At 59.3% G+C, this 23211-nt stretch carries 17 protein-coding genes and 1 pseudogene; 13 read left to right on the top strand and 5 right to left on the bottom strand.

Annotated elements, in window-relative coordinates; genetic code table 11:
- Window positions 1–843: pseudogene (locus tag A9Q02_RS24495) on the top strand (hypothetical protein); the annotation flags it as partial.
- Between the two features lie 80 nt (window positions 844–923).
- Window positions 924–1352 carry a CBS domain-containing protein gene (locus A9Q02_RS21185; RefSeq protein ID WP_245860802.1) on the top strand — a complete coding sequence of 143 codons (429 nt, stop codon included), beginning with the start codon at window positions 924–926 and terminating at the stop codon, window positions 1350–1352.
- 60 nt (window positions 1353–1412) lie between these two features.
- On the opposite strand, the gene A9Q02_RS21180 is transcribed toward A9Q02_RS21185, so the two are convergent.
- Window positions 1413–3545: a VanW family protein gene (locus tag A9Q02_RS21180; protein ID WP_245860801.1), complete on the bottom strand. Its 2133-nt coding sequence runs from the start codon at window positions 3543–3545 to the stop codon at window positions 1413–1415.
- A gap of 401 nt (window positions 3546–3946) precedes the next feature.
- On the opposite strand from A9Q02_RS21180, the gene A9Q02_RS21175 reads away from it, so the two are divergent.
- On the top strand, window positions 3947–5995 hold the full coding sequence (locus tag A9Q02_RS21175) for a serine/threonine-protein kinase (RefSeq protein WP_097655068.1): 2049 nt from the start codon (window positions 3947–3949) through the stop codon (window positions 5993–5995).
- A 69-nt stretch (window positions 5996–6064) separates the two neighbouring features.
- Entirely contained in the window at window positions 6065–9580 is a 3516-nt protein-coding gene (locus A9Q02_RS21170; protein ID WP_097655067.1) for an AfsR/SARP family transcriptional regulator, read from the top strand.
- A 30-nt stretch (window positions 9581–9610) separates the two neighbouring features.
- Here the strand turns inward: A9Q02_RS21170 and A9Q02_RS21165 are convergent, their stop codons facing one another.
- Window positions 9611–9838, bottom strand: a complete 228-nt coding sequence (locus tag A9Q02_RS21165) for a hypothetical protein (protein ID WP_097655066.1) — start codon at window positions 9836–9838, stop codon at window positions 9611–9613.
- 243 nt (window positions 9839–10081) lie between these two features.
- Here A9Q02_RS21165 and leuB point away from each other — a divergent pair, with 243 nt between their 5' ends.
- Together leuB and A9Q02_RS21155 are read left to right on the top strand one after the other, a co-directional pair.
- The gene (gene leuB / locus A9Q02_RS21160) at window positions 10082–11173 is read left to right on the top strand and encodes a 3-isopropylmalate dehydrogenase (RefSeq protein ID WP_097655065.1); all 1092 of its coding nucleotides are present in this window, start codon (window positions 10082–10084) and stop codon (window positions 11171–11173) included.
- Between the two features lie 140 nt (window positions 11174–11313).
- Window positions 11314–12504 carry a peptidylprolyl isomerase gene (locus tag A9Q02_RS21155; protein WP_245860800.1) on the top strand — a complete coding sequence of 397 codons (1191 nt, stop codon included), beginning with the start codon at window positions 11314–11316 and terminating at the stop codon, window positions 12502–12504.
- A gap of 67 nt (window positions 12505–12571) precedes the next feature.
- On the opposite strand, the gene A9Q02_RS21150 is transcribed toward A9Q02_RS21155, so the two are convergent.
- Together A9Q02_RS21150 and A9Q02_RS21145 are read right to left on the bottom strand one after the other, a co-directional pair.
- Window positions 12572–13741 carry an MFS transporter gene (locus A9Q02_RS21150; RefSeq protein ID WP_097655064.1) on the bottom strand — a complete coding sequence of 390 codons (1170 nt, stop codon included), beginning with the start codon at window positions 13739–13741 and terminating at the stop codon, window positions 12572–12574.
- On the bottom strand, window positions 13738–14700 hold the full coding sequence (locus A9Q02_RS21145; RefSeq protein WP_097655063.1) for a sodium-dependent bicarbonate transport family permease: 963 nt from the start codon (window positions 14698–14700) through the stop codon (window positions 13738–13740). Before A9Q02_RS21145 ends, A9Q02_RS21150 begins: the two co-directional genes overlap by 4 nt.
- A gap of 146 nt (window positions 14701–14846) precedes the next feature.
- Between A9Q02_RS21145 and A9Q02_RS21140 the strand changes: the two genes are divergently transcribed.
- The 6 genes from A9Q02_RS21140 (at window position 14847) to A9Q02_RS21115 (ending at window position 21877) form a co-directional block, all read left to right on the top strand.
- The gene (locus A9Q02_RS21140) at window positions 14847–15170 is read left to right on the top strand and encodes an ATP-dependent Clp protease adaptor ClpS (RefSeq protein WP_097655062.1); all 324 of its coding nucleotides are present in this window, start codon (window positions 14847–14849) and stop codon (window positions 15168–15170) included.
- A gap of 57 nt (window positions 15171–15227) precedes the next feature.
- Complete coding sequence (locus tag A9Q02_RS21135) at window positions 15228–16736, top strand: serine hydrolase (RefSeq protein WP_097655061.1); 1509 nt, start codon at window positions 15228–15230, stop codon at window positions 16734–16736.
- Window positions 16736–18709 carry a DUF4139 domain-containing protein gene (locus A9Q02_RS21130; protein WP_245860799.1) on the top strand — a complete coding sequence of 658 codons (1974 nt, stop codon included), beginning with the start codon at window positions 16736–16738 and terminating at the stop codon, window positions 18707–18709. The genes A9Q02_RS21135 and A9Q02_RS21130 overlap by 1 nt, the downstream gene beginning before the upstream one ends.
- Before the next feature lie 8 nt (window positions 18710–18717).
- Entirely contained in the window at window positions 18718–20718 is a 2001-nt protein-coding gene (locus tag A9Q02_RS21125) for a hypothetical protein (protein WP_097655059.1), read from the top strand.
- 76 nt (window positions 20719–20794) lie between these two features.
- Window positions 20795–21226, top strand: a complete 432-nt coding sequence (locus A9Q02_RS21120) for a hypothetical protein (protein ID WP_097655058.1) — start codon at window positions 20795–20797, stop codon at window positions 21224–21226.
- Between the two features lie 36 nt (window positions 21227–21262).
- Window positions 21263–21877 carry an RNA polymerase sigma factor gene (locus tag A9Q02_RS21115; protein WP_097655057.1) on the top strand — a complete coding sequence of 205 codons (615 nt, stop codon included), beginning with the start codon at window positions 21263–21265 and terminating at the stop codon, window positions 21875–21877.
- Between the two features lie 134 nt (window positions 21878–22011).
- Here the strand turns inward: A9Q02_RS21115 and A9Q02_RS21110 are convergent, their stop codons facing one another.
- A complete protein-coding gene (locus A9Q02_RS21110; protein ID WP_097655056.1) occupies window positions 22012–22860 on the bottom strand; it encodes an iron-sulfur cluster-binding protein in 849 nt (282 codons plus the stop codon).
- A gap of 140 nt (window positions 22861–23000) precedes the next feature.
- Between A9Q02_RS21110 and A9Q02_RS24715 the strand changes: the two genes are divergently transcribed.
- Window positions 23001–23211: hypothetical protein (locus A9Q02_RS24715; protein WP_216361575.1), on the top strand; the 211-nt coding region annotated here is incomplete at its 3' end.

The following is a 23211-nucleotide window of genomic DNA, read 5'->3' as shown; positions in this document are numbered from 1 at the left end:
GGACGTGACGAGCGTGGCGGACGCAGCTACGGTGGCCCTGGGCGTGACGAGCGTGGCGGCCGTGGCGAAGAGCGTGGCTACGGTGCCGGACGTGACGAGCGTGGCGGACGCAGCTACGGTGGCCCTGGGCGTGACGAGCGCGGTGGCCGCAGCGAAGAGCGTGGTTACGGTGCCGGACGTGACGAGCGTGGCGGACGCAGCTACGGTGGCCCTGGGCGTGACGAGCGCGGTGGCCGCAGCGAAGAGCGTGGTTACGGTGCCGGACGTGACGAGCGTGGCGGACGCAGCTACGGTGGCCCTGGGCGTGACGAGCGCGGTGGCCGCAGCGAAGAGCGTGGTTACGGTGCCGGACGTGACGAGCGTGGCGGACGCGGCTACGGTGCCGGACGTGACGAGCGTGGCGGACGCAGTGATGAGCGCGGTGGCCGTGGCTACGGTGCCGGACGTGACGAGCGTGGCGGACGCAGCTACGGTGGCCCTGGGCGTGACGAGCGTGGCGAGCGCAGCTACGGTGGCCCTGGGCGTGACGAGCGCGGTGCATCCGCGCAGAAGGAGCCTCGTCCCGAGTTGCGCGGTAACGAGCGTAAGCAGGGGTATAGTGAGCGTACAGAGAACCTTGACCGAGCAACAGTCTCGTCAGGTGAACAACACGCGCCTCAACAACCCCGGCAGGCTCCACCTGAGTTTCCAGCGCAGCAGCAGGATCAAGCGTTGCAACAGGACAGTCGGCGTGAGACCAAGAAACCTGTACGTAGCGCCCGACCTGTTACCAGGCGCGGTCGGGGCAGTTTCCAGATGCGCCCCGGTGGACGTCCCAACTTCGACCTTCACCCGAAAAAATGAGTTTACGACGGTGTAAGCCTGAAGCTAGCGCACCTTGTGCTACACTTATGATGGTGTCAACAGACTGAAAGGAGTGGTCAGTGGAAGCCCACAAGTCATATGTGCGCGATTGGATGACAAAGCAACCGATCGTAGTTGCGCCAGACACCTCAGCTGTCGAGGCGTACGAACGCATGCGCGATCATAACGTTCACCGCTTGCCGGTGGTTGAGTCCGATGGTCGTCTTGTTGGGATGATCACGCGGGGCGATATCGAAGGTGCTGTCTCATTTCAACGCAGCGAGGCGGGTTGGCAGGAGGCACGCTTTGCTCTGGCAGGCACAGTGGTGGAAGAAGTGATGACAAAGCAACCAGTCAGTGTTCTTGCCGATGCCTCGATGAAAGAAGCGGTATCAATCTTGCTTCAGCGACACCTGAGTGGTTTACCCGTGGTTGAGGGCGACTTGCTTGTTGGCATTATCACCGAAACCGATGTCTATCGTCTGGTGTTGAAGTTGTGTGAAGACTAATACAACAGCCGGAAGGATAAAAAGAAATGCTGCCGAGACAATCGTCTCGGCAGCATTGTTTTATCCTTCGGGCAGGGGCGGTGGTTCCGGCGCTGGTGGAGGTTCTGGAGCCGGTTCTGGAGCCGGTTCTGGAGCCGGTTCTGGAGCCGGTTCTGGGGGAACCTCCTCACCCGGCGGCGGTGGGGGAACCTCCTCAGGCTCAGGCGTTGGGGTCTCGCGTGGGAGCGGACGCCCATCTGGGCCAAGATCGGCAGGATTGGCTTCAAAAATATTGGGCCAGGGTCGGAACTTCGTTTCAAACGTACGGCGCTCAAGGGTCTCGCCATCGCGCTCGATAATACGGGTAAAGTTGATCGTCATACCACCACGTGCGGTATCGCTCTGGCGCATGCGGCCCGGTGGTTGTTCAGGTACCGCAACATAGACAGGCTCGGTTGGGGCTGGCAGGCGATCGGTAATTTCGGGGCCAGCGAGGCGAACTTTGCGCCCGTCGTCGGTGCCGTAGATACGCACCTCGGCCAGGGAGCGACTGGTATCAACATTGGTCTGGATCAAGATCCAGTTTCCCGTATCGTTGATGAATTTAAAATCGAGAGCCCCGGTAAAGATCGCGGCATCCATCCCCGGACCATTGCCGTACTCACCGAAGCCATATTTGTCATACCAGCTAATATAGAACGAATGGCCCCAGCGCTCGGTAATGGGCAAGCCGGCCCAGAAGGCAGCCCGGAACATCGTCGTCGAGTCCTGGCAGATGCCGCCGCCCCATTCAAGCTGGGTACGATTACGGACAATCGCATAGCCTTCAACAAAACCATTTGAGGCATCAATGCGCCCGATCGTATTATTGAACGAGAACTCCTCATCAGGGGCGACCAGAACCCCATCGAGCAAGCGCATCCCGGCCTGAATATTGGTAATGCGGTAGGCCGCTGAGCCACTGAAATCACTGCGGCCAACTGACAGCAACTCACGAAGGCCCAGTTCTCCAAGATTAGCAGCGGTCACTGGAGCGGCTGTTTCGCGCATCGGCAAGTTTACAGTGCGTTGCTCATCGGCCTTGAACAACGCACTCGTGACCATTTCTTGCGCTACCACGGCATCAAGGCGCTCACCACTCGTCCCTTCACGGGTAATGCGCAGGGTGCCACCATTCCAGGCTACCCGCGGATAGCGGCCAACCTTTTCGGTTGTAGTGCCAATTTGCTCGAGGGCGTCCTTGATGAGATCCTGATCGAGGGCGACGACGAGCGTGTCACCTTCAGCCCCATTTACCCGTTCAATGCGAATCATGCGTGCAATATCTTCGCGTGACCAGACAAATGGTGTTGACCATCCTTCAACCGTCAAGGTCAGAGGTGAAGCGAGCAATGCATCAATAGTTGTCTGAGCCTCTCGCACCGCTACGTCGCTCAAACTTGGCTGGAGGGTGCGTGTACGCAGGGCGATCATCTGGGGATCAAGGGCCTGGATTGATGCAGTAATCTCTTGCAGCGTATCTCCTACCAGTACTTGTTGACCAGTCGCTGAGGGTGCAGTCGCAAGGGTCGTTCCATTGAGGGTCAGGGCTGCATCAATGGCAGGTTGCTCAACCTCGGCGACCCGCGCAAGCAGGTATTCCTGCATCCTGGCCTGATTCACTGTCACGTGGAGGGGCAGTTCCACACCTTGCTCATAGATCGCCAGGATAGAGCGCACATTGCTAAAAATCCCTTGATCGCGGCCAAGTGCCATTGCCTCGGCAACGGCTCGTTCTGTCTCGAGGCGAACACCTAGTTCGGCCATCGTAGGCATCCACACCTGATTGCCATAGGTAAGCACCACAGGCTGGGCCAGGAACGAGGCAAAACGTGCTTGGATCGCCTCTTCAGCCTCTGCGACGGTCAATTCACCGACATGTACCCCGTGAATGCTGACATTCGGATAGATGCGCCCGTCGTAGTTCTGATTCAAGAAATAGAGCCCGGTGCTCGTCCCAATAATGGTAAGCAATAAGAGGGCCACCAGGGCGACGATGAGCATCCGACCGCGGCGACGGGGTGGTCGGGCTTTTGGCCGAGTTCTGGCTTCCGGCGCTGTCACCTGAGGGTCAGCCGACCAGTCGGCCCCCTCAGGAATGGCGGTCATACGATACAACTGATCCTGTCCATCACCAGTTGTTGAACGCGACGATGAAGGAAAATCAACCGACACCAAAACCTCCTGAGCCATAGTCAGGGAAAACATAACCCCTCTTACGCACTATACGTGCATAGAGGGAACCTTGTCAATGAGGATTGTCTGATGAACAGGTCTGTCGAATCTGTATCTATCGGACCGTTCATTATAGGATAGGAAGCTCTATGTTACAATTCTCATTGTAACATAGAGTATGCTTCTATCTCCACGTATGTGGGGATGGGTTTGGGGGCCTGCGGCCCCCAGGAATCGCGCTTATGCTGGCGAACACGGCCACTGACGCTGACTATGTTCGCCAGCATAAGCACGGGTTTTAGGGCGGTAGCCCTAACGTTCATTCGTATGAGGCCGCAGGCTCCCAGCACAAACACAGAGAGAGTTGCAGGGCGCTAGCCCGGCAAGTGGTAGGTACAGTGATGGTAGGATCACTGCTTCATCAGCGCATTGGGCGCTATGAGACAAAAGCGTTGCTTGGCCGCGGGGGTATGGCGGCGGTCTATCGTGCAACCGATACTCTGTTGCAGCGTGATGTTGCGCTCAAGCTCCTCTATCCACAGTATGGCGACGATCAGGCGCTGGTGGCACGGTTTACGCGTGAGGCGATTACCGCTGCGAGCCTGGAACATCCTGGTATTGTGGCGGTGTATGATGTCGGTGAGCATAATGGGCTGACCTATATTGCGATGCAGTTGTTGACCGGGCGTACGCTACAAGAGTATCTGCAAGAAGTTGGTACGGTCGATTTGCCTGCGTTGGTTGAACTGCTGGAACCGCTTGTTGAGGCCCTCGACTATGCCCATCGGCGTGGTGTGATCCATCGGGATATCAAACCAGGCAATATTTTTCTTAGTACGACACCCGAAGGCCAGCGAGCGGTCTTGACTGATTTTGGTATTGCGCGACAACGTGATACCCCTGGTTTGACGACCACCGGGACGTTGCTTGGTACGCCCGATTATATGGCCCCCGAGCAGATCGCTGGGCGTTCTATTGATGCCCGGGTTGATGTCTATGCCCTTGGGATCGTGATCTTTCGGGCTTTGACCGGGCGTCAAGCTTTTGAAGGGACGACTCAGGATGTGTTGATGGGTCATCTCTATGGTCAGGTGCCTGCCCCTTCGCGCTTGAATCCCGCGTTGTCGGCTGCGGTTGATGCCGTGGTTGCCCAGGCAACCGCAACCGACCCGGCACAACGCTTTGCTTCGGTCAAATTGCTCTTTGCTGCCTTGAAACAGGCGCTGGCTACCCCTTTGCTGTCGTCTCATCAACCGACGTTCGTTGGCGCTTCACCACGAGACGGAGTAGGCTCGCCAGGTGGAGCGCCGCCCTTGCTTGACTCGTCTGACCGTCAAGCGGCTACCCTCGTTGCTCCAGGCGTACCGTGGGTGTCGAACCAGGATGCGCGGCATACCTCTGGCACAGGCGACGATGATCAGGGCATTGCCCTGACGCGACCCACGGCGCAGCGGCGGGTTGCACGCCCATCAGGGGCACCGGCGCGTAGTTCGTTCGTTACGATACTGCTGGTGTTCCTGGTTGTGATGCTGACCTTGCTCGCCGGAGGGGGCCTCTTTGCCTTCTGGGCGGTCTTGGCCCAGACCGATCAGGGAACTCCTCCCCCGCTGCCACCAGTCGTTGGTGAAGCAACGTCCCTTCCTGTGGTGACAGCAGAAGTCTTCGCAACGGTGACGGAACCTGCCTCAACCGCTGAACCATCGCCCGAGGCCCCTGAGCCAACAGGCGTGCCCGCGCCCACGGGCATGCCTGAGCCAACAGGCGTGCCTGTAGTTACCGGTGCGCCCGAGCCAACGCCTGCCCCGGCACCGACTGAGGTGCCACTATCAACGCCGCTGCCGACGCCCACGCCGGTGCCAACGGAGGTGCCGGCAACACCAACCGACGTTCCCGCAACGCCAACTGAGGTTGCGCCAACACCGCTGGCGGATTGTCCGAATGGTTTGCCGGTGAGGGGTTTTGGTAAACTGTATGCCGAGAATGTAGGGGTGCGTACCGGGCTTGGTTGTCCAGTTGCCCCTGAAAGTGCCGGAATTGCTGCCCAACAATTCTTTGAGTCTGGTACCATGTATTACTGGGATCTCACGAATCGTGATAGCAAGCGGGATTATATTTTTGTCTTTTACGGTGCCAATGGGGGCAACTATACCCAGTTGTCGGCACAGGAAGTTGCTGATCTTGGGCCAGAGCCAACGCCTGGAACTGATCCGAATCAGCCGGTGCGGGGCTTTGGGCGGGTCTATTTCCATAAGAGTGGTGTGCGCGAGCAACTTGGTCTACCAACGACCCCTGAATTGGAATTAAAAGGTAGTCAGTTGGGAGTGATCCAATTCTTTGACCGTGGCTTGATGATCTGGACTCCTGATTACCGGCCAACCGGGGGGAGTAGCATCTTTGTGCTTTATGATACGGGACGATTTGAGCGTTTCCGTGATGCCTTTATGGGCTAGTGTGCTGGTGGGACAAACTGCTCGGGCTTTGGATAGTGGTGGTGTGCTGATGCGTGGAGTGACACAGATATGATCCAGGTAGCCTATACCCAACAAGCTGCGGCGGCTGGAATGGCTTTGCTCCCGCTAAAATTGACCGCCCCTACCCCACGGAGTCACGCGTTGTTACGGCCTGATCTTCAGGCGCTGCTTGCCGAGGTGCGTTTGCGCCCAGTGACGCTGGTCGTGGCCCCGGCGGGCTATGGCAAAACGACGCTCTTGGCCCAGTGGATTGCTGATCTCAGACGAACCGGGACTGCGGTCGCATGGCTGGGGCTTGAGACCGATGATCAGGCACCTGCGATGTTGCTGGCCTATCTTGTGCGGGCGTTTCAACGACTCTTGCCCCATGTTGGGGAAGAGTCGTGGCGTATTTTGCACTCGGCGGTTGATCTGGAACGCGACTGGCCGCTGGTGGCCGGGGCGTTGTTGAGTGATCTCCAGAATCACCTGACGATGCCGAGCTTTCTGGTGATCGATGATTATCATCAGATTGCGTCTGGCCCAATTACGAATGTCCTGCTTGCCTATCTGCTCCGTGCGGCTCCTCCGTCGCTGCATGTAGTGATTGCCTCGCGGCGTCGGATTGAAATTCCTCCGTTGTTACGGATGCGTGCCGAGGGTTCGCTGGTTGAGGTTGAACAGAGTGATCTGTTGTTGACGAGGGACGAGACGGCTGAACTGGCGGCGCGGGTCGGGGTGACGTTGAGCGATGAAGAACTGGATCTCTTGCTTGAACGGACTGCAGGCTGGGTGTTGAGTGTTCAGATGGCTGTGCGGACCCTGGTACGCCAGGCGCCCGCCCAACGCCTGATCTATCTCACCAACCTTGATAGCAATCAGCGCAGCCTCTTTGATTACCTGGCGTCTGAGGTGCTTGGGAGTCTGCCGGCGGAGGTGATCGATTTTCTTGCGCGCGCCGCGTTGACCGAACAGTTTGATGTGCATCTGCTGGATGATGTCTTAGCGCGGACTGATGCTCAGGATCTGCTTGAGCGAAGTGTCCAGATGGGCTTGCCGCTGGCTGAGGTAGAGCCATATGCGATGCCGACGCATACCTATCGCTTCCATCCTTTGTGGCGCATGCTGCTGCGTGAGCGTGCCGAGCAACTTTTTGATGCCGAGACGCTTGCGGCCCTGCATCAACGGTATGGGGAAGCCTTTGAGCGCCTAGGCATGCTTGAAGCCGCGATGAGCCATTATGCGGCGGCTGGCAATGATGAGGCGCTGGTGGGTGCCTTGCGTCGGCGAGCGTGGCCGTTGATTGATACGCCGCGTCGTGATAGTATTCGTGCCTGGCTTGAGCGCTTACCTGCCGCACAACGTGAGCACGATCCTGAATTGTTGCACATGTGGGGCTGGAGTATGGCGTCTAGTGCGCGTGACCAGGCCCTGCAGGCGATCAGCCAGGCAGCGGAACTCTATCGGCAAGAGGGCAATTATCAGCGTGAGTTGCGCGCCCTGAGTGATATGGCTTCGTTGATCTTCTGGGAAGATCGCCCCGGTGACTTTGCCGGGGTCTGCATTCGTGCGGTACACTCAGCGAATCATGTGCGTGATGCCTGGGCACGAGGGGCGGCTCTGGCTTCGACGGCAGCGTTGCTCTATAGTCGGGGGCGGTATGCGGCGGCGTTGCGGGTGGCTGAGCATGCGTCGCATCATCCGCGGAGTGTCTTCTGGCAGTGGCTGCTGGCGATGATTGTTGCCTCGATCCATACGCAGCAGGGCTATCCCGATGCGGCGATTGTGGCGATTACGCAGGCGCTTGAAATGCCCCAGGTTGATCGTGACGATCGCCTGCACCAGAGTCTGCTCTTGCTCAAAGCGCTGGCGCTCTATCAGCAGGGCCGCATCAGCGAGGCCGTCAACATGGCCCTTGATGCTCATCGTCGCCTGAGTGCCTATGCCCAAGAGAGTGTGATCGGGGTGAGTGGGGCGTATCTGGCGTTGTTACTGGTTGAGCAGGGGCGTCTCGATGAAGCGGCAACGTACACGGCGCGTGCCCGGAGTGCTGCGCATACGAGCGGCACGGCGTCGTTGCTGGCCCGTACGCAGGTGATTGATACCTATACCTGTTTGCAGACTGGTCAGGAGGGGAGCGCCGCGGCTGCAGCGCTGGATCTAGTGCGCCTCGCTCGGGTTGTTGGCGAGGATCAGGTGGAGAGTCTCGCTGCCATGCGTACTGGCAATCTGCCGAATGCAGGCCCACTCGCCCTCTCGTCCTTTGGTACGCACGATCTCTGGTTGCAACTCTACCTGTTGGTGACGCTTGGCGAAGGTGGCGAACCGGAACGTGCGGCTTTGCTTGCCAATGACCTGACTTCCGAAATGATCCGGCGTGGAGACGGGCTCTTTCTGGCGGCAGCGCAGATCTATCGCTCGTCACTTGCGGCCCGTCGAGGAGTGGAGGCTGTGCGCCTGAATGCGCTCCAGAGTGGGTGGGAGTTGTGTGAGTTGCACGGCTTCTGCTTTTTACCGGCTTTGCCCAACCATGTTGTGGTTGAAGCCGTCATTGGCGCGATTCGCCTTGATCTTGCCCCCAATGCAGTGCGTGCGGTGCTTGCGAACCAGTTGCACGACGAAGCTCCGGCGTTGCTGCTGAGTATCCTGGATCGGCAGCAGCCACCAGCGATGCGTGCCCGGATTGCCGGGTTGCTCGGCGATCTTGGGGCCGCTACGGCCTATGCCGCGTTGCGTTCGATGGCCCGTGACCGTCAACCCCTCGTGCGTCGTGCCGCCGAACGCGCCCTCGAACGCCTTGTCTATCGTCCCGCGTACCGCTTGCATATTCGGACGATGGGGGCATTTGGCGTCTGGCGGGGTGAGGTAGAGATCCGTGATCGTGATTGGCGAAGCATCAAAGCCCGCCAGTTGCTCCAACTTTTGCTCGTGGAGCGTGGGCGGATGTTGCCCCGCGAACGCATCATGGATATGCTCTGGCCCGGATTAGAGGTTGAGTCGGCGGCGAATAATCTGCGGGTTACGTTTAGTCGCTTGATCAAAGCGATTGAACCACAACGACCAGATGGTGCGCCTACCTACTATATCCTGCAACAGGGCGATACCTATGGCTTCAATAGTGACAGTGACCACACCTACGATGCGGCTGAATTTACAGCGGCAGTAGAAGAAGGTCGGCGTGCCCTCTATCGTCAACAACCCGAAGAGGCAATGCATGCCTTCCGGACAGCGCTTTCGCTCTATGGGGGCACCTTCTTGCCAGATTGTCTTTACGAGGACTGGTCTGTTGTCGAGCGCGAGCGCTTGGGGTTACTCTTTACCGAAGCTTCGCTCCACCTCGGCAAACTATTGATTGCCGATGGGCTGGCGCATGAGGCCATCGGTCTGGCGTGGCGGGTGCTTGAGTATGATAAAGCCCAGGAAGAAGCGTATCAGTTGCTAATGCGTGCCTACAGTGGTCTCGGTGAACGGACAACGGCGTTACGCCTCTATGCACGCTGTGTAGCTGTTCTGGCTGATGAACTTGGGGTTGAACCACTTCCTGAAACGGTTGAGTTCTATGAAATGATCCGTAGTGGCGCATAATGGTGGCATGGTTCTATATTGACATAACTGTTATGGTGTACGCTGGTTCTGTGGTGGATGCTCGATCTCGAGCAAAAATTCGCGCATGGGGCAGAGGTGTTCACTCATAAAGGTAATCGCCTGGGCTATTTCGTTGATCTGCTGTTCTTCGCCACTGGCAACGTGCTGAATGCGCCCACGCCATCGTTCGGGTAACTGGGCTTCGTCAGATGGGACGACGATGCGTAGCAGAAATGACTCGACCCTACGTGTACTCATAGAACTTCCCCTGTGGTGACTGCCTCTGGTAACTAAATCACATATCGTGCTGGCGTTTGTATCCTGTTGCTTGCGCCTTGCCTTGCGCATTGGGTGTTTAGATGCCTTCCCCGGCCCTCTGGGAAGATCCGCGCTGCGCAGGAATCCTTGCTCTTAGGATACAATCTACCTGTAACGGTGGTATTACCAGGATGAAGGGGTGGGAAACCTGTTGTTTCCCACAAAGCAGAGTGCGAGGTTTTTGTGAAGGCAACAATTGCGGTTCTGGCGGGTGATGGGATTGGGCCTGAGGTCGTAGCCGAAGGGGTGAAGGTGTTGCGGGCAGTTGGTCAGGGCTTTGGGCATACATTTGCGTTGCGCGAGGCGTTGATTGGCGGCATTGCCATTGATGAGACTGGCGTTGCCCTGCCACCTGCGACGGTCGAGACGTGTGTTGCGGCTGATGCGGTGCTGCTCGGGGCAGTGGGAGGCCCAAAGTGGGACGATCCGACGGCGAAGGTGCGCCCTGAACAGGGCTTGCTGGGCATTCGCAAAGCGCTGGGTCTCTTTGCGAATCTGCGTCCAGTGACCGTGCATCCATTGCTGATGGATGCGTCGCCGTTGCGTCGCGAACGCCTTGAGGGGGTTGATCTGCTGGTGGTGCGCGAGTTGACCGGCGGGATCTATTTTGGTGAGAAACGCCGTGAGCGTGATGCTGCTGGCGAGTGGGCAAGCGATCTCTGTATCTATAGCGAAGCCGAGATCGTGCGTGTGGTACGGGTGGCGGCTGAACTGGCACGCAAGCGTCGCGGGCATCTGACCCTGGTGGATAAAGCGAATGTCCTCGAAACGAGTCGGCTTTGGCGGAGTGTGACGACCCAATTGATGCAGACTGAATTTGCCGATCTTCAGTTTGATTGGATGCTGGTGGATGCCTGTGCCATGCACCTGATGCGGCGTCCGTCAGATTTTGATGTGATTGTCACCGAGAATATGTTTGGCGATATCCTGACCGACGAGGCGAGCATGCTGGCCGGCTCGATGGGGATGCTGCCGTCGGCCTCGCTTGGCGAGGGCAACAAGGGTCTCTATGAACCGATCCATGGCTCGGCCCCAGATATTGCTGGTCAGGGGAAGGCGAATCCGCTGGCAATGATTTTGAGTGTGGCGCTCTTGTTGCGCCATTCACTCGGCCTGGAAGATGAAGCGCGTGCGGTTGAGGCAGCGGTGAGTGCGGTGCTTGAAGAGGGTCTGGTGACGGGTGATATTGCTCGTCCTGGGCAACTGCCTCAGCCTACGGCTGCTGTCGGTGACGCGGTGGCGGCGCGCCTCGTTGTGCAGGCCCAAGCCAGTTAAGAGCGGCCTGTGATCGCCCCGATTTCTTCACTGGCACAGGAAACGCTCAGGGGGCCTACAGCCCCCTGAGCGTTTCCAATCTTTCTCTCATCAACTTGTGGTATAGTCTCTGCGAGAACAGGTTTATGAGGGAGTAGATCTTGACTGACGATCAATCAAAAGAACCCGGCTTGGAGCCGGATGGGACGCCGGAGAACGATGCTGCTGGGGCAGATCAGGGCACGTCACGGCGAGGGTTTGCGTATGATGGAAGTGTGGATTCGACCTCGTATGAGGACGAGACAGATGATGCGCCTGAGCCAGAAACAGGTGGCTCGTCACGCCCACCGGTGGCAATCATCCTGGTTGCGCTTGTGGTGCTCATTGCAGTTGGTGTGGGGATTGCTTTTCTGATGTCGCCGGGCACACCGACCGAAACGGCGCAGGCGACACCGACGGTTGAAGAGATTGCCCCTGAAGGTTCATTGCCCGAAGGATCGTTGCCCGAACAGATGCCTTTGCTGACCGCGATTGGCAGTGCCGATAGCACTGAAGTAATTGTCGAGGTCGGCGAAGGGGGGATCACGCGGGGCGATTTTGTCCGGCTCTACCAGCCCGGTTCCGAGCCTGCGCCACTGCTTGAGCAGTTGATCCAGATCGAACTGGTGGTACAGCAGGCGAGCCAAGAGGGAGTTGTGGTTGATGAGACTGAGATTGATCAGCAGGTGGAAGACATCAAACAATCTCAGGCTGGTGGGGACGATGCCCTCTTTCAAGAGTTTCTCGTGGCGGTAGAGGTTGGCGACGAGGCGAATTTGCGTCGTCTGTTGGAGCGTGATTATATTGTTGAACAGATGATCCTCAAGCATACGGTGTCTGAGCAGGCGCGGGCGCGCCATATTTTGCTTGCCAGCAATGGCGTGACGGATACCACCGGGCTCAAAGCCGAGGCCGAGGCTCTGATTGTGCAGTTGAATGAGGGTGCCGACTTTGTCGCGTTGGCTGCCGAGCGTTCGGATGATCCTGGCTCGAAAGATACGGGCGGCGAATTAGGTTGGGCCCCGCGTGGGGTTTTTGTCCCCGAGTTTGAAGAGGCCATCTTTAGTATGCAGGCTGGCGAAATTCGCCTGGTCGAGAGTGATTTCGGCTGGCACATCATCCAGTTGCTCGACGCGGCCGAGGTACGTCCGTTTGAGAGTGCTGATTTCCTTCAGTCGATGGGGGGGCAACAGGCTTTTGCCGAGAGCTTCATTCCCTGGATTGAGGAATTGCAGGCGAACGCCGAGGCGAATCAGTTAATCAGGATCATTGTTCCTGCTGATCAACTGGTGAGTTTGCCCGAGACGCAGTAAGTTTATGAGGCAACGAAAAAAAGCCAGCATTGCTGGCTTTTTTTCGTTGCCTCATGATGCTCTGCCCCTATTTTCGGCGGATAAGCCGGATCAGCGGCAGGGCAAGGCCAATGCTCATGAGGCCGCCGAGGGCAAAGACGGATCCCCAGCCGAGGTTCAGGTCGAGCATCCAGCCGGCGACAATCGGGGCAAGGATCGTTGCGCCAAAGCCAATGAAGGCTTGAAGTGCCTGGGCTGAGCCGAGGCGTTCACGGGGGGCGAGTTCGGTGATCGCGGTCGAATAGATCGCCGAGTCGGCCGAGATGAGAAAGCCGTAGAGACACCCGATGGCGACGAGGAACCCCCACGATGCGCCACCGAGAAAACCAAAGCCGAGCGAGATGACCCCACTGGCGAGCGCGATACTGAGGGCGGCCTGGGGGCGCCCGATGCGATCCGAGAACCAGCCGCCAAAGAAGACCCCGGGCATACCGAGCCCGGCCATCAACGCGGCCCACTGACTGCCTTGGGCGGTGGCTTCGGTTGGTTCGAGCCCCTGGGCAACCAGGGCTGCCGCGAGAAACGCCGCCATCCAGCCACGTGAAATATAGAGTTCCCAGGCGTGCCCGGTATAGCCAAGAATGGTGCGTGCAACGGGACCCTCGCGTAAGACGCGCGGATCAAGGCGCCCGCTTTGGCCTGTCGGGGCGGCCACCCCACGGGTGGCCACGAGGGCGAGGGGCAGGGCGATGAGCGAGAGCAAGCCGAGCACCAGGGCCGCCTGGCGCCAGGGCATCCAGCCGAGCAAGAAGCCACTGGCCCAGAGGGAAATAGCCCCCCCGAGGTAAAACGACGACACATACGACCCGACGAAGAGGCCCCGGCGTTCAGGGGGGGCACTGGCGGCGACGACACGGGTACCGGGCATGTAGATCCCGGCGAGACCCAACCCCGCGACGAACCGTATGGCCGACGCACTCCAGACATCGGTGGCGACAAAAGGGAAGAGTACAAAGGCAAGGCTGGTGGCTACTGTACAGCCCCCGATGACCACCCCGGACGGCAGGCGGTCGGTCAGGGGCAAGATGATCAGCACGCTCAGCACATACCCCGCCTGATAGGCGGCAAAGACCCAGCCAATCGCGGCGGCACTGGCTGCCCACTCGTCACGGAGGAGGGGCAGCGCAGCGGCCGTAAAACTTGATGGCAAGAGGGCTAGGGCCAGCACAGGCCCTAGCAGGTGTGTACGACGTTTCAATAAAACAACCCTGAAAGCCCATAATAGAGCGGAATGCCGATGGCGAGATTAAAGGGGAACGTAATCGCGAGCGAAGCCGTCAGGTAGTAGCTCGGGTTGGCTTGGGGCAACGCGATACGAACGGCAGCGGGGGCCGCGATATACGACGCACTGGCTGCCAGGGTGCCGAGGATGACCGCCCCGCCAGCCGACAGCCCGACAATGCTGCCCAACCAGATGCCCAGGGTGCCATTGATAATCGGCATCAGGATGCCAAAGGCGATCAAGAAGCCCCCGACCTTGCGGAGATCGCGGAAACGACGTGCCGCAACCATCCCCATCTCGAGCAAAAAGAGGGTCAGGACACCACGGAAGGGGTCAACAAAGAGGGGCGCAACCTGGGTGAGGCCTTCCTTACCTGCCAGTGTCCCGATCACCATGCCGCCAATCAAGAGCAGAATGCTTTTGCCGGCAAGCAATTCACGAAAGACCTCGCCCCATTCACCGCGCTGGCCCAGGGCAACCCGGGCAATCAAGAGGGCGACAATGATGGCAGGCACCTCGAGGATGGCCACCAATGTAGGCATAAACCCCTCGTAGGGTACCTCAAGTACCTGGAGAAACGTCTGGACGGCGGCAAAGGTCACGGCTGAGACCGAGCCATAGTGAGCCGCGAGGGCGGCAGCATCGGCGATCTCGAACTTACCGAGGCGGCGTAAGACAACGTAGGCCACAATAGGAATCAGGACACCCAGGGCCAGTGTTGCGAGCGCTGGACCCCAGAATGTGTCAAGGGGGGTCTCGGATAACTCAGCCCCTCCCTTGAGGCCGATCGCCAGCAAAAGGTAGATCGACAGACCGGTATACAACTCTTCAGGGAATTTCAGATCACTCCGTACCAGGGTTGCAATGACACCGAGCACAAAGGCAAGCACCATCGGCGAGAGCAAATTGAGGCGTACCAGATCGAGGATCTCCACATCAACTCCTTGTTGCGAACACCAGTTTGGTGCGGATAATAATACTCTGAGCCTCGCATCAGTGCAAGTAACGGTACCGGTACAGGTATGCTATACTGCTAGCGGCAGGTGTAAGGAAGCGGATTGCTCAGGCGGAGGGACGCAGCGTGACCACGCATGATCCGGAAGTAACAGTAACGCCAACCGTTACTTTTGTCGTTGCTGAACGTGACGATCTCGAGAAGCCCTATCGGGTTATTATCGAAAATGATGATGTCACGCCAATGGATTTTGTTGTGGTGATACTGCGCATCTTTTTTGATCTGGAATTTGATCAATCAATGAGTGTCATGTTGACTGCGCACCACGAAGGCCGTGCGCTCGTGACGATTTTGCCCTTTGCCGAGGCGCAAGAGCGCATCTACAATGCCCATCACACTGCCCGCGAAGAAGGTTATCCCCTCACATTTTATCTTGAGCCTGATGTGTAGGATATGGATAGGGCTTCCTCTGGTTCGTCGCTTCACTAACTATCTTAGGGAGGAACGATGTATCGGCCACGTTTTGCCGCCATCGGGCTGTGTTTGCTGATCCTGCTGACGGGTTGTACATCGGCTGCGCCTTCGATGGCCGTCACATCCACAATGGCACCCACATCTGCTGTTGCTGTGGCAACCCCAGTCCCCACTGCTACCCCGTTACCGGTTTTTGCCGTTGGTTCGTCGCTTGGTGGGATTGAAGTGGGTGGGCTTGATCAAGCGGCTGCGCTGACCCTTTTGCGTGAGCAGTTGCCGGTGCCATCACCACTCAGGCTACGGGCGGGTTCGGCCCGGTTGACGATTCAGCCTGATGATATCGGGTTAGTGCATTCAGCCGAGGCCTTGCTGGAAGAGGCCCTGGATGGGTTGGGTGATGCGCGTTCGGTTACGCTCCCGCTGCGGGTCGTGTTTGACGAAGAGGCGCTCGGTGAACGCCTAGAGGGGCTCTCTAGCGAGGTTGGCCGTGCACCGACGGTGAGCGTGCTGACCGAAACAGCGACGATCTCGCGAAGTTTTGTTTATACGCCAGGGCTGACGCTCGATCTTGATGCAGCGATGAGGCAGATTCGGGCCGCCCTGGAAGAGCCTGAGCCTGGTGTGATTGAGTTGGAACTGGTAGAAGATCCTGCGGTGCCGGTTATCTCACTTGAGCAGGTGCGGGACGAGTTGCTCGCGATGGATGAAGCCTGGCCTGGCATTGTTGGGGTGCATCTGATCGATCTTGCCACGGGTGAGCATGTCGGCGTCAATGAGCGCACCGTGTTTGCGGGGGCGAGTACGATCAAGACGGCAATTCTGCTCTATGCATATACCCAGCTAGAGGAATTTGATGAAGACACAGAGGCGGCGATTCAGGCGATGATCACCGAGAGTGATAATCTGGCTTCAAATGATGTGCTTGCGGCCGCAGTTGGTGGACAGGGAACGGAGTATGCGTTTCTTGGTGCCGATGCGATGAGTGTGATGCTCGAAGAGCAACTGGGTTTGCGGCATACGTACCTCTTTGTGCCGTTTGAGGCGATAGACTATATTCAGGTCTATAAACCAAGCTTTCGCTGTGGCCCCGAGGGGCGCGTCGGTGAGGCCCCCTACACGCAGACTGGGGCCTGTCTGCGCGCTGAACCCGAGAGCATGGCGCACTTGTATCAGTTGATCGATCAGTGTGCCCAGGGTGAGGGCGAGTTGCTTGAGTTGTTCGAGAAGCTCAATCCGTCGCGCTGTACCGAAATGCTCGATTGGCTTGCGTTGAATGACGATACGACACGGATGGTGGCCGGGGTGCCTGAGGGTGTCCGGGTTGAGCATAAGAGTGGATGGATCGAGACGATGCAGAGTGATGTGGGCATCGTGCGTTCACCCGGGGGCGCTTATGTGTTGGCGATCTATCTTTATCGGCCCTTGCTGCCTGGTCAGTATTTCTGGGCCGATGAGGTGATGGCCCCCCTTGTGGCGTCGTTTTCCCGTCTCGCCTATACTGCCTACAACCCTGTCAGGCTTGACATAACTGAGGAGGAGTGATGAGCCTGCCGTTAACCCGGTTGATTATGTTCAAGCATGGCGTGGGTTATTTCGAGCGCCGTGGGGCCTATACAGGTGAACAACTGGCGCTGAGTGTGCCACACGAGGCGATGGATGATCTGCTCAAGAGTCTGGTTGCGCTTGATCTCGGGGCCGGGCAGGTGCTTGGCGTGGCCTTTGAGACGCCGGAAGATCAGGCGGCCCGGCTGGCACGGGGCAGTATTAAGCTATCGGATCAGTTGAGCCTCCTCGATCTGTTGCGGGATCTGCGCGGGCGCCAGGTGCGTTTGCGCGTGACGACTGGTGACAAGAAGACTGCCGAGACGAGTTATGAGGGTCTGGTGGTTGGCGTGGATTATGAGAGCGAGGAGCCGTTGCAGCGGGCGCAGGTTTCGCTGTATGTCCCCGATACACGCCAGGTGATGACGCTGCCGCTCAAGCGTCTGGTGCATGTTGAGTTGCTTGATGATGCCGCTGCGTCTGATCTGAGCTATTTTTTGCGGGCGGCGCAGAGTGACGAACAGCGCCGGGTGGCGACGGTGCGGTTGAGCCCTGGTGACCATGATCTGCTGGTTGGCTATATTGCCCCGGCCCCCGCGTGGCGCGTCAGTTATCGGCTGCTCTACGAAGGGGCACCTGCCGATCGCCAGACTGGGGCCGGGGCCAGCGATGCGTTTGTGCTCTTGCAGGGCTGGGGGCTCTTTGATAACCAGCTCGAGGAAGACCTCGAAGGGGTGGAGTTGACCTTGATGGCGGGGATGCCAGTCTCTTTCCGCTACCGGCTCTACGAACCCCACACCCCCGAGCGCCCACTGGTGGAAGATGAAGAGCGTACCGTGGCGGCCCCAATCATGTTTGAGCCACCGATGGCGGCGATGGCGGTCGAGAGCATGGCTGATGATGGCATGGCTCTGGCGCGTGCGCCGATGCCGATGGCAGCGATGCGCAGCAGCCCGAGGTTGCAGGCTGATCGGCTGGAACAGTCGGTACAGAGTGCGGCGACGGGTGACGAGCGTGGGGCGCTTTTTGCGTATCACGTCGCGCATCCGGTGAGTGTGGGCCGGGGGCAGTCGGCGATGGTTCCGATTGTGAGTCAGCGCCTGCCCGCCCGGCGCGAGTTGCTCTACAATGGGGCCAAGCAGCCACGCCATCCGGTGGCCTCGTTGCGTCTGACCAATGCCACCGGCCTGACGCTTGAGCGTGGCCCGGCGACCATTCTCGAAGATGGCGATTATGCCGGCGAGGCGGTGCTGCCCTTTACCCGCGTTGGTGGCGAGTTGATTGTTGCCTATGCCGTGGAATTGGGCATTGCGATTGAAGAACGGCGGCGGAGTAACCGTCGGTTGATTGGGATCAGCATCAAAGATGAATATGCGGTCTTTGAAGAGCATGACCTTGCGATGACCACCTATCAGATCACAAATAATGGCGACCAAGAGGCCGACGTAACGCTTGACCATGGCTTGATGCAAGACTATGAGGTTGCTGGGCCACGTCAACCCGATGAAACGAGTGCGGGCTATGGACGGTGGCGGGTCGCCTGTGCGCCGCACACCTTGACGAGCTTTGAGGTAACGGAACGGCGCTTGGTGCGACGACAAGAGCGGGTACGCGGCCTTAGCGGGGCACAGTTGCGGTCTTTTCTGCGCGATCGCTTGCTCACCGCCGAGGTGGTGCAGGCGCTCGGGGCGGTCTTGGCGCTTTATCAACAGGCGGATCAGGCCCAGGCGCAGATCCGTCAATTTGAGCAAGAGCGTGAGAAGATCGGGCAACATCAGCGCCAGATCCAGGGCAACCTACAACCGCTTGGGCGCGAGGGTGACGAAGGTGCGCTGCGACAGCGGTATGTGGCGACCCTGAACCAGCAGGAAGATCGGCTGGTTGCCATTGCAAGCGAGATTGAGCGGTTGCAGGCCGAGATCAAACGTCTGGAAGGGCAGGCCCTGGCGCAACTCAAGCAGATGAATGCATAGGGTGAAGCATGGCCTCTGCTGGCTGGTGGCGCACCTTGATCCTGGTTGGACTGGTTGTCGTTGGCGGCAACCTGCTGGCCCTGCGGTTTGGGCCAGTGGGCTACGAACTGGCTCTGGGTGAGCGGAATGGGGGCGCGGCTGCCGGGCCTGGTTTTTACGAGGCTGAACAGAGCGACCTTGGGGTGACCTATCGCTGGACGGCTGATGAGGCGCGCTTGACGTTGCGTGGCCCAATGACGCGTGCGCCAGTGCGCCTCACGGTGCAACTCGGGGGCCTGCCGCCAGGGGCTGAGGTGCCGCGTGTGGCATTGCTGAGCCTGGATGAAGTACCCTGGACAACGCTCAACGCAGTTGAAATACCGCGCCAGCATCACCTACTTGTGCCTGCGGGCACGTTGGTACGAGGGACATTTCGCCTCGATTTCAGCAGTATGACGACGGTTGTGCCGCCTGATCCGCGCCCGCTCGGGGTGCGTGTTGATCGCGTTCGTCTCGTCTGGCCCGCCCAGCAATGGCTGCTCCCGGCCCCTGTCGTGCTCGTGACCCAGACGAGCCTGCTTATGCTCTGGTTGGTGGTGGCACAGTGGCTTGGTGTCCACCGCCCCTGGTTTACGCAGCGTGAGGCGACTGGTGTTGCGCAGGGGCGAGGGGCAGCGTGGCAGCGTATAGTTGGCCCTGTCGTCGCTGTGCTGATCGCGCTTGGGCTCTTTACCCACACCGCCCTTGAACCATGGGTCGCCGCACCGTGGCAACTGCGTGTCCTCGGGGGGAGCATCGTCGCCACGCTGATGGTATGGGCTGCCGGTCAACTGGTTCCCCGCCTTCAGCCTGGTCTTTCCGCCGATACGTTGCGCCTCTTGTTGCTCATCACCTTCGCCGCGCTGATTGTCCGTCTGCTTGGGGTGCTCTACCCGCTTTTTGCTGGGCACGACTTTTACCTGCACAACCGCTGGATGACCTTGGTACAACTGGGCAACCTGATCATCTACGACAGCCCCTCGGAGTTTGGTGGGCGCCTGGTGCGGGTTTCACCGACGATTTACACCTTGCTGATGCCAACGACCTTGTTGGGGGGCAACCGCCTGGCTTTGCAATACGTGCCGGCCCTGCTCGAAGGTACTACCCCGCTTGTCGTGGGCCTGCTGGCGTTGCGCTTTGGCCAGAGTGAACGCACTGCCGTGGTTGCGGCGGCCCTGATTGCGATGTTGCCCATCCAATTCACCGCGCTCTACTGGGGTTTTGTGAGCCAGATTGTGGGCCAGTGGCTTGCGCTGGTGCTGCTGCTGGTTCTGGCGGGGGCCTTACCCACAAGTTGGCTTGCGCGATGGTGGATCGGGTTGCTGGTGACGATCATCTTTTTGATCCACCCCGGGGTCCTGCTTTTGCTAGGAACCTGTCTTGGGCTTGTTATGGTGGCTGAGTTTGTTGTCTGGCAGCGTCACAGCGGCTTGCCCTGGCAGCAGAGGTGGCGGGACGAAGCGCTGGCGTGGTGGCGGGGATGGCTGGTGATCCTTGTTGGCGCGGGCCTGGTCGCCCTGGCGGTACAATACGCTGACACCGCGCGTCTGATGCTTGCTGGCGTGATGCAGGGCACGCCGGAGGCAACAGGCGGCTCGCCGCCCGATCCGGCGGGCATTTACCGACAAATCTGGGTTGGCCTCAACGCCTCATTTGCACCATTTCCGCTGGTGCTGGTGGGCGTTGGTGCTGGCTTCTTGCTCTGGCGGACGCAGGCGCGAGCGCAGCGCATCGTCGGGGCGTGGTTGGGGAGTGCGATCATCTTTTTGCTGGTGGATCTGATTACGTGGCAGCAGGTTCGGTATGGTTATTTTAGCGTTGCGCTGGTCTGTATTGGCATGGCAGCCCTGCTGACGCCACTGCACCGTTCATGGCTGGGGCGCCTGGTCATCTGGGTGGGAATCATCTTGGTGAGCGGGGTCGGGCTCTGGCTCTGGTTTGCGGCTATCGCCCTGGGGGTGAAGCCCTCGGTGAATCCATTGACGCATTGAGGCGTGGGAGATTTAACGCAGCGGCGCAGCGGCGCAGAGGCGTAGCGAAGGCAGGGAGAGAGGAAGGAGAGCACCTATGAAAGAACGTTTCGATCTCCGTACACTGGCGATCTTGCTTGCTGCGGTGGGGCTCGGGTTGTTGTGGGCAGGGTACAATCTCAACGCGACTGAGGGCGTACGGAGTGATGCGACTGTGCGTGCCCTGGTTTGGACTGTTTTTGGGACGCCGTTTGCGTTGCTGGTGGGCTGGCTGATTGCCCGTCGCTGGGAGTGGCGCCTGGCGGTATTTTGCTGTTTCTGTCTCTACTTTTTTACTGTTTTTGTGGCTCAACGGATCGAGACGGTCATTCTGAGCGAGGCTGAGGCACGGGCGAGTGGGCACCAACTCTATTTTGTGTTAGTGCTGGTTTTTCATGGACTGATAGGGATTGGCCTGACGCTCTGGCGTGCGCTTGCGCCTGGCGAACAACCCGGTACGGCTGAGCCGCTTCATGGTAAAATGACATGAGCGCAGTCGCCCATATGCATTAAAGAGAGATGATCTATGGCTGGTCCTCAGATTTCGCTTCAAGTTTATGAGGGTGAAGAGATGTTGCTGCAGGGTTTGCGGCGAGGTGATCCCGATGCCTGCACCTGTTTGATGAAGCAGTTCTCGTCACTGGTCTATGCACGTGCGTTGCGAATGACGGGGGATCATGATGAGGCAGAAAATGTGTTGCAGACGACATTTATCAACGCGTGCGAGGCGATGCCGCGTTTTGATGGTACGAGTCGTCTGGGCACCTGGCTGTACCGGATTGCCACCAACGAGGCATTGATGCTGCTGCGCAAGCGACGCCCCACCGTCGGGCTCGACGCAGTTACCGAGGGCCTCTCGACAGACGAGCATCCGCATCTTGCTACCGATGATCCCTTTCACATCGCTGCGCATGGTGAATTGCGCACCCGAATCGAACAGGCGATCGCCGAACTCCCCGAGTCATTGCGGAACGTCGTGATGCTCCGCGACATCCTTGAGTTGAGCACGGACGAGACGGCGCAGCAGCTTGGCATTGCGCCGGGTACCGTGAAGGTGCGCCTGCACCGGGCGCGGGGGCGTTTGCGTGAACTTCTGATCAGTTATATGCAGCAAGATGCTGAAGAGGGGCTTGCTACGTAGTCTGTGCATTCCATGTGCTGATGATTTGACGCAAAGGCGCAAAGGGTGTGAAGCGTGCAGCGAGACGCCACATATGCGACGGATGGCTGTGCCAAAGAAGGTAGATCAGAACACTTCGTTGACAGACGACACGTTTAGCCCAAGAGACGTAGATCAAATACCGGCCCATCTTTGCAGCGGAGGCGCTGGCCGTCATGGGTGGTGACGGGGCAGGCGTAGCATGTGCCAAGGCCGCAGGGGAGGGGGCCAGCGAGGGCAGCCTGGGCGAATTCGCGTGGCCAGCGGAGGCGTCCCGTCTTGACGGTCTGGGCGGCTTCGGTTATCAGGGGTTCGGTGAGGGCCAGAAAGATCTGGTCGGCCCAGGCGAGCGGGCTATGGCCGAGCGTGGGGATCGGCTCGGGTGGTTTGCGGGCGGCTTTGCGTTTGCCTGAGATTTTGGATGCGGGGGCCTCGGTTTTCCCTGCGATCAGATGGAAGAGACTCGCGCTACCCGTGTTGCTGGTCTGATACTCTACCTCTGGAGGGAGCAGGAAGGGTGGCGGCAAGGCGTGATCAGACTCGGCGCTGATCAGGAGCATGACGGCCAGGCCGCGTGCGACGGCATCCCTGGCCGCAAAGAGCAAAGCAGGGACCGCCGGGCCTGTGCCAGCGAGCAAAAGATTGCGCGTGTCTGCGTTGAGGCGAAAGCCCTGGCCGACTGGTCCATAGAGATCGAGCTTGGTGCCGAGGGGTTGGCTTGCCAACCAGGGCAAGCCTCGTTCTGTTGGTTCAACCAGCAGTTCAATCTGACCAGTGGCACTCGTCGCACCGGCGACAAAGAGGGCCCGGCGCAACAACGGATCATCGCTTGCGTGCGGGGCGCAGCGCACCATGACGACCTGACCTGGCCGAAGCGCATTGGCAAGCTCGGGGGCGTGCAAAGACAAGAGCGTATGGTGCTCAAGCTCGCGGCGTTCAACCAGGGGCGTCTCGTAATAGGGCATCGGTGGATCCTTACCTGTGACACTCCGCACGCCCTCAAGGGCGGCGGCTTGCGGCGCGTTCCGTATTGTCAGATCGGTTTCCCCTTCGTATTGTAGCGTAAATCTATGCGCCTGGGGGGGCCGCAGCACGTGTCCCTACATTGGGGCCGGCACCCCGCCAGGGCACCCGCCAGGGCACCCGCCAGGGCACCCGCCAGGGCACCCGCCAGGGCACCCGCAAGGGGTGCCCCTACATTGGGGCCGGCACCACGCCAGGGCACCCGCAAGGGGTGCCCCGCCAGGGCACCCGCCAGGGCACCCGCCAGGGCACCCGCCAGGGCACCCGCCAGGGCACCCGCCAGGGCACCCGCC

Origin of the sequence: Candidatus Chloroploca asiatica (genome assembly GCF_002532075.1) — a bacterium.
Lineage (GTDB): Bacteria > Chloroflexota > Chloroflexia > Chloroflexales > Chloroflexaceae > Chloroploca > Chloroploca asiatica.
The sequence above is the reverse complement of the archived record's forward strand: the minus strand, read 5'-3'. Positions and strand labels throughout refer to the sequence as shown.

Excerpts from the sequence above, each read along its gene's own strand:
- A9Q02_RS21175 (WP_097655068.1), top strand. The coding sequence starts at position 3,947 with ATGGTAGGATCACTGCTTCATCAGCGCATTGGGCGCTATGAGACAAAA.
- A9Q02_RS21170 (WP_097655067.1), top strand. The coding sequence starts at position 6,065 with ATGATCCAGGTAGCCTATACCCAACAAGCTGCGGCGGCTGGAATGGCT.
- A9Q02_RS21125 (WP_097655059.1), top strand. The coding sequence starts at position 18,718 with ATGGCCTCTGCTGGCTGGTGGCGCACCTTGATCCTGGTTGGACTGGTT.
- A9Q02_RS21120 (WP_097655058.1), top strand. The coding sequence starts at position 20,795 with ATGAAAGAACGTTTCGATCTCCGTACACTGGCGATCTTGCTTGCTGCG.
- A9Q02_RS21110 (WP_097655056.1), bottom strand. The coding sequence starts at position 22,860 with ATGCCCTATTACGAGACGCCCCTGGTTGAACGCCGCGAGCTTGAGCAC.
- A9Q02_RS21165 (WP_097655066.1), bottom strand. The coding sequence starts at position 9,838 with ATGAGTACACGTAGGGTCGAGTCATTTCTGCTACGCATCGTCGTCCCA.
- A9Q02_RS21115 (WP_097655057.1), top strand. The coding sequence starts at position 21,263 with ATGGCTGGTCCTCAGATTTCGCTTCAAGTTTATGAGGGTGAAGAGATG.
- A9Q02_RS21130 (WP_245860799.1), top strand. The coding sequence starts at position 16,736 with ATGAGCCTGCCGTTAACCCGGTTGATTATGTTCAAGCATGGCGTGGGT.
- A9Q02_RS21135 (WP_097655061.1), top strand. The coding sequence starts at position 15,228 with ATGTATCGGCCACGTTTTGCCGCCATCGGGCTGTGTTTGCTGATCCTG.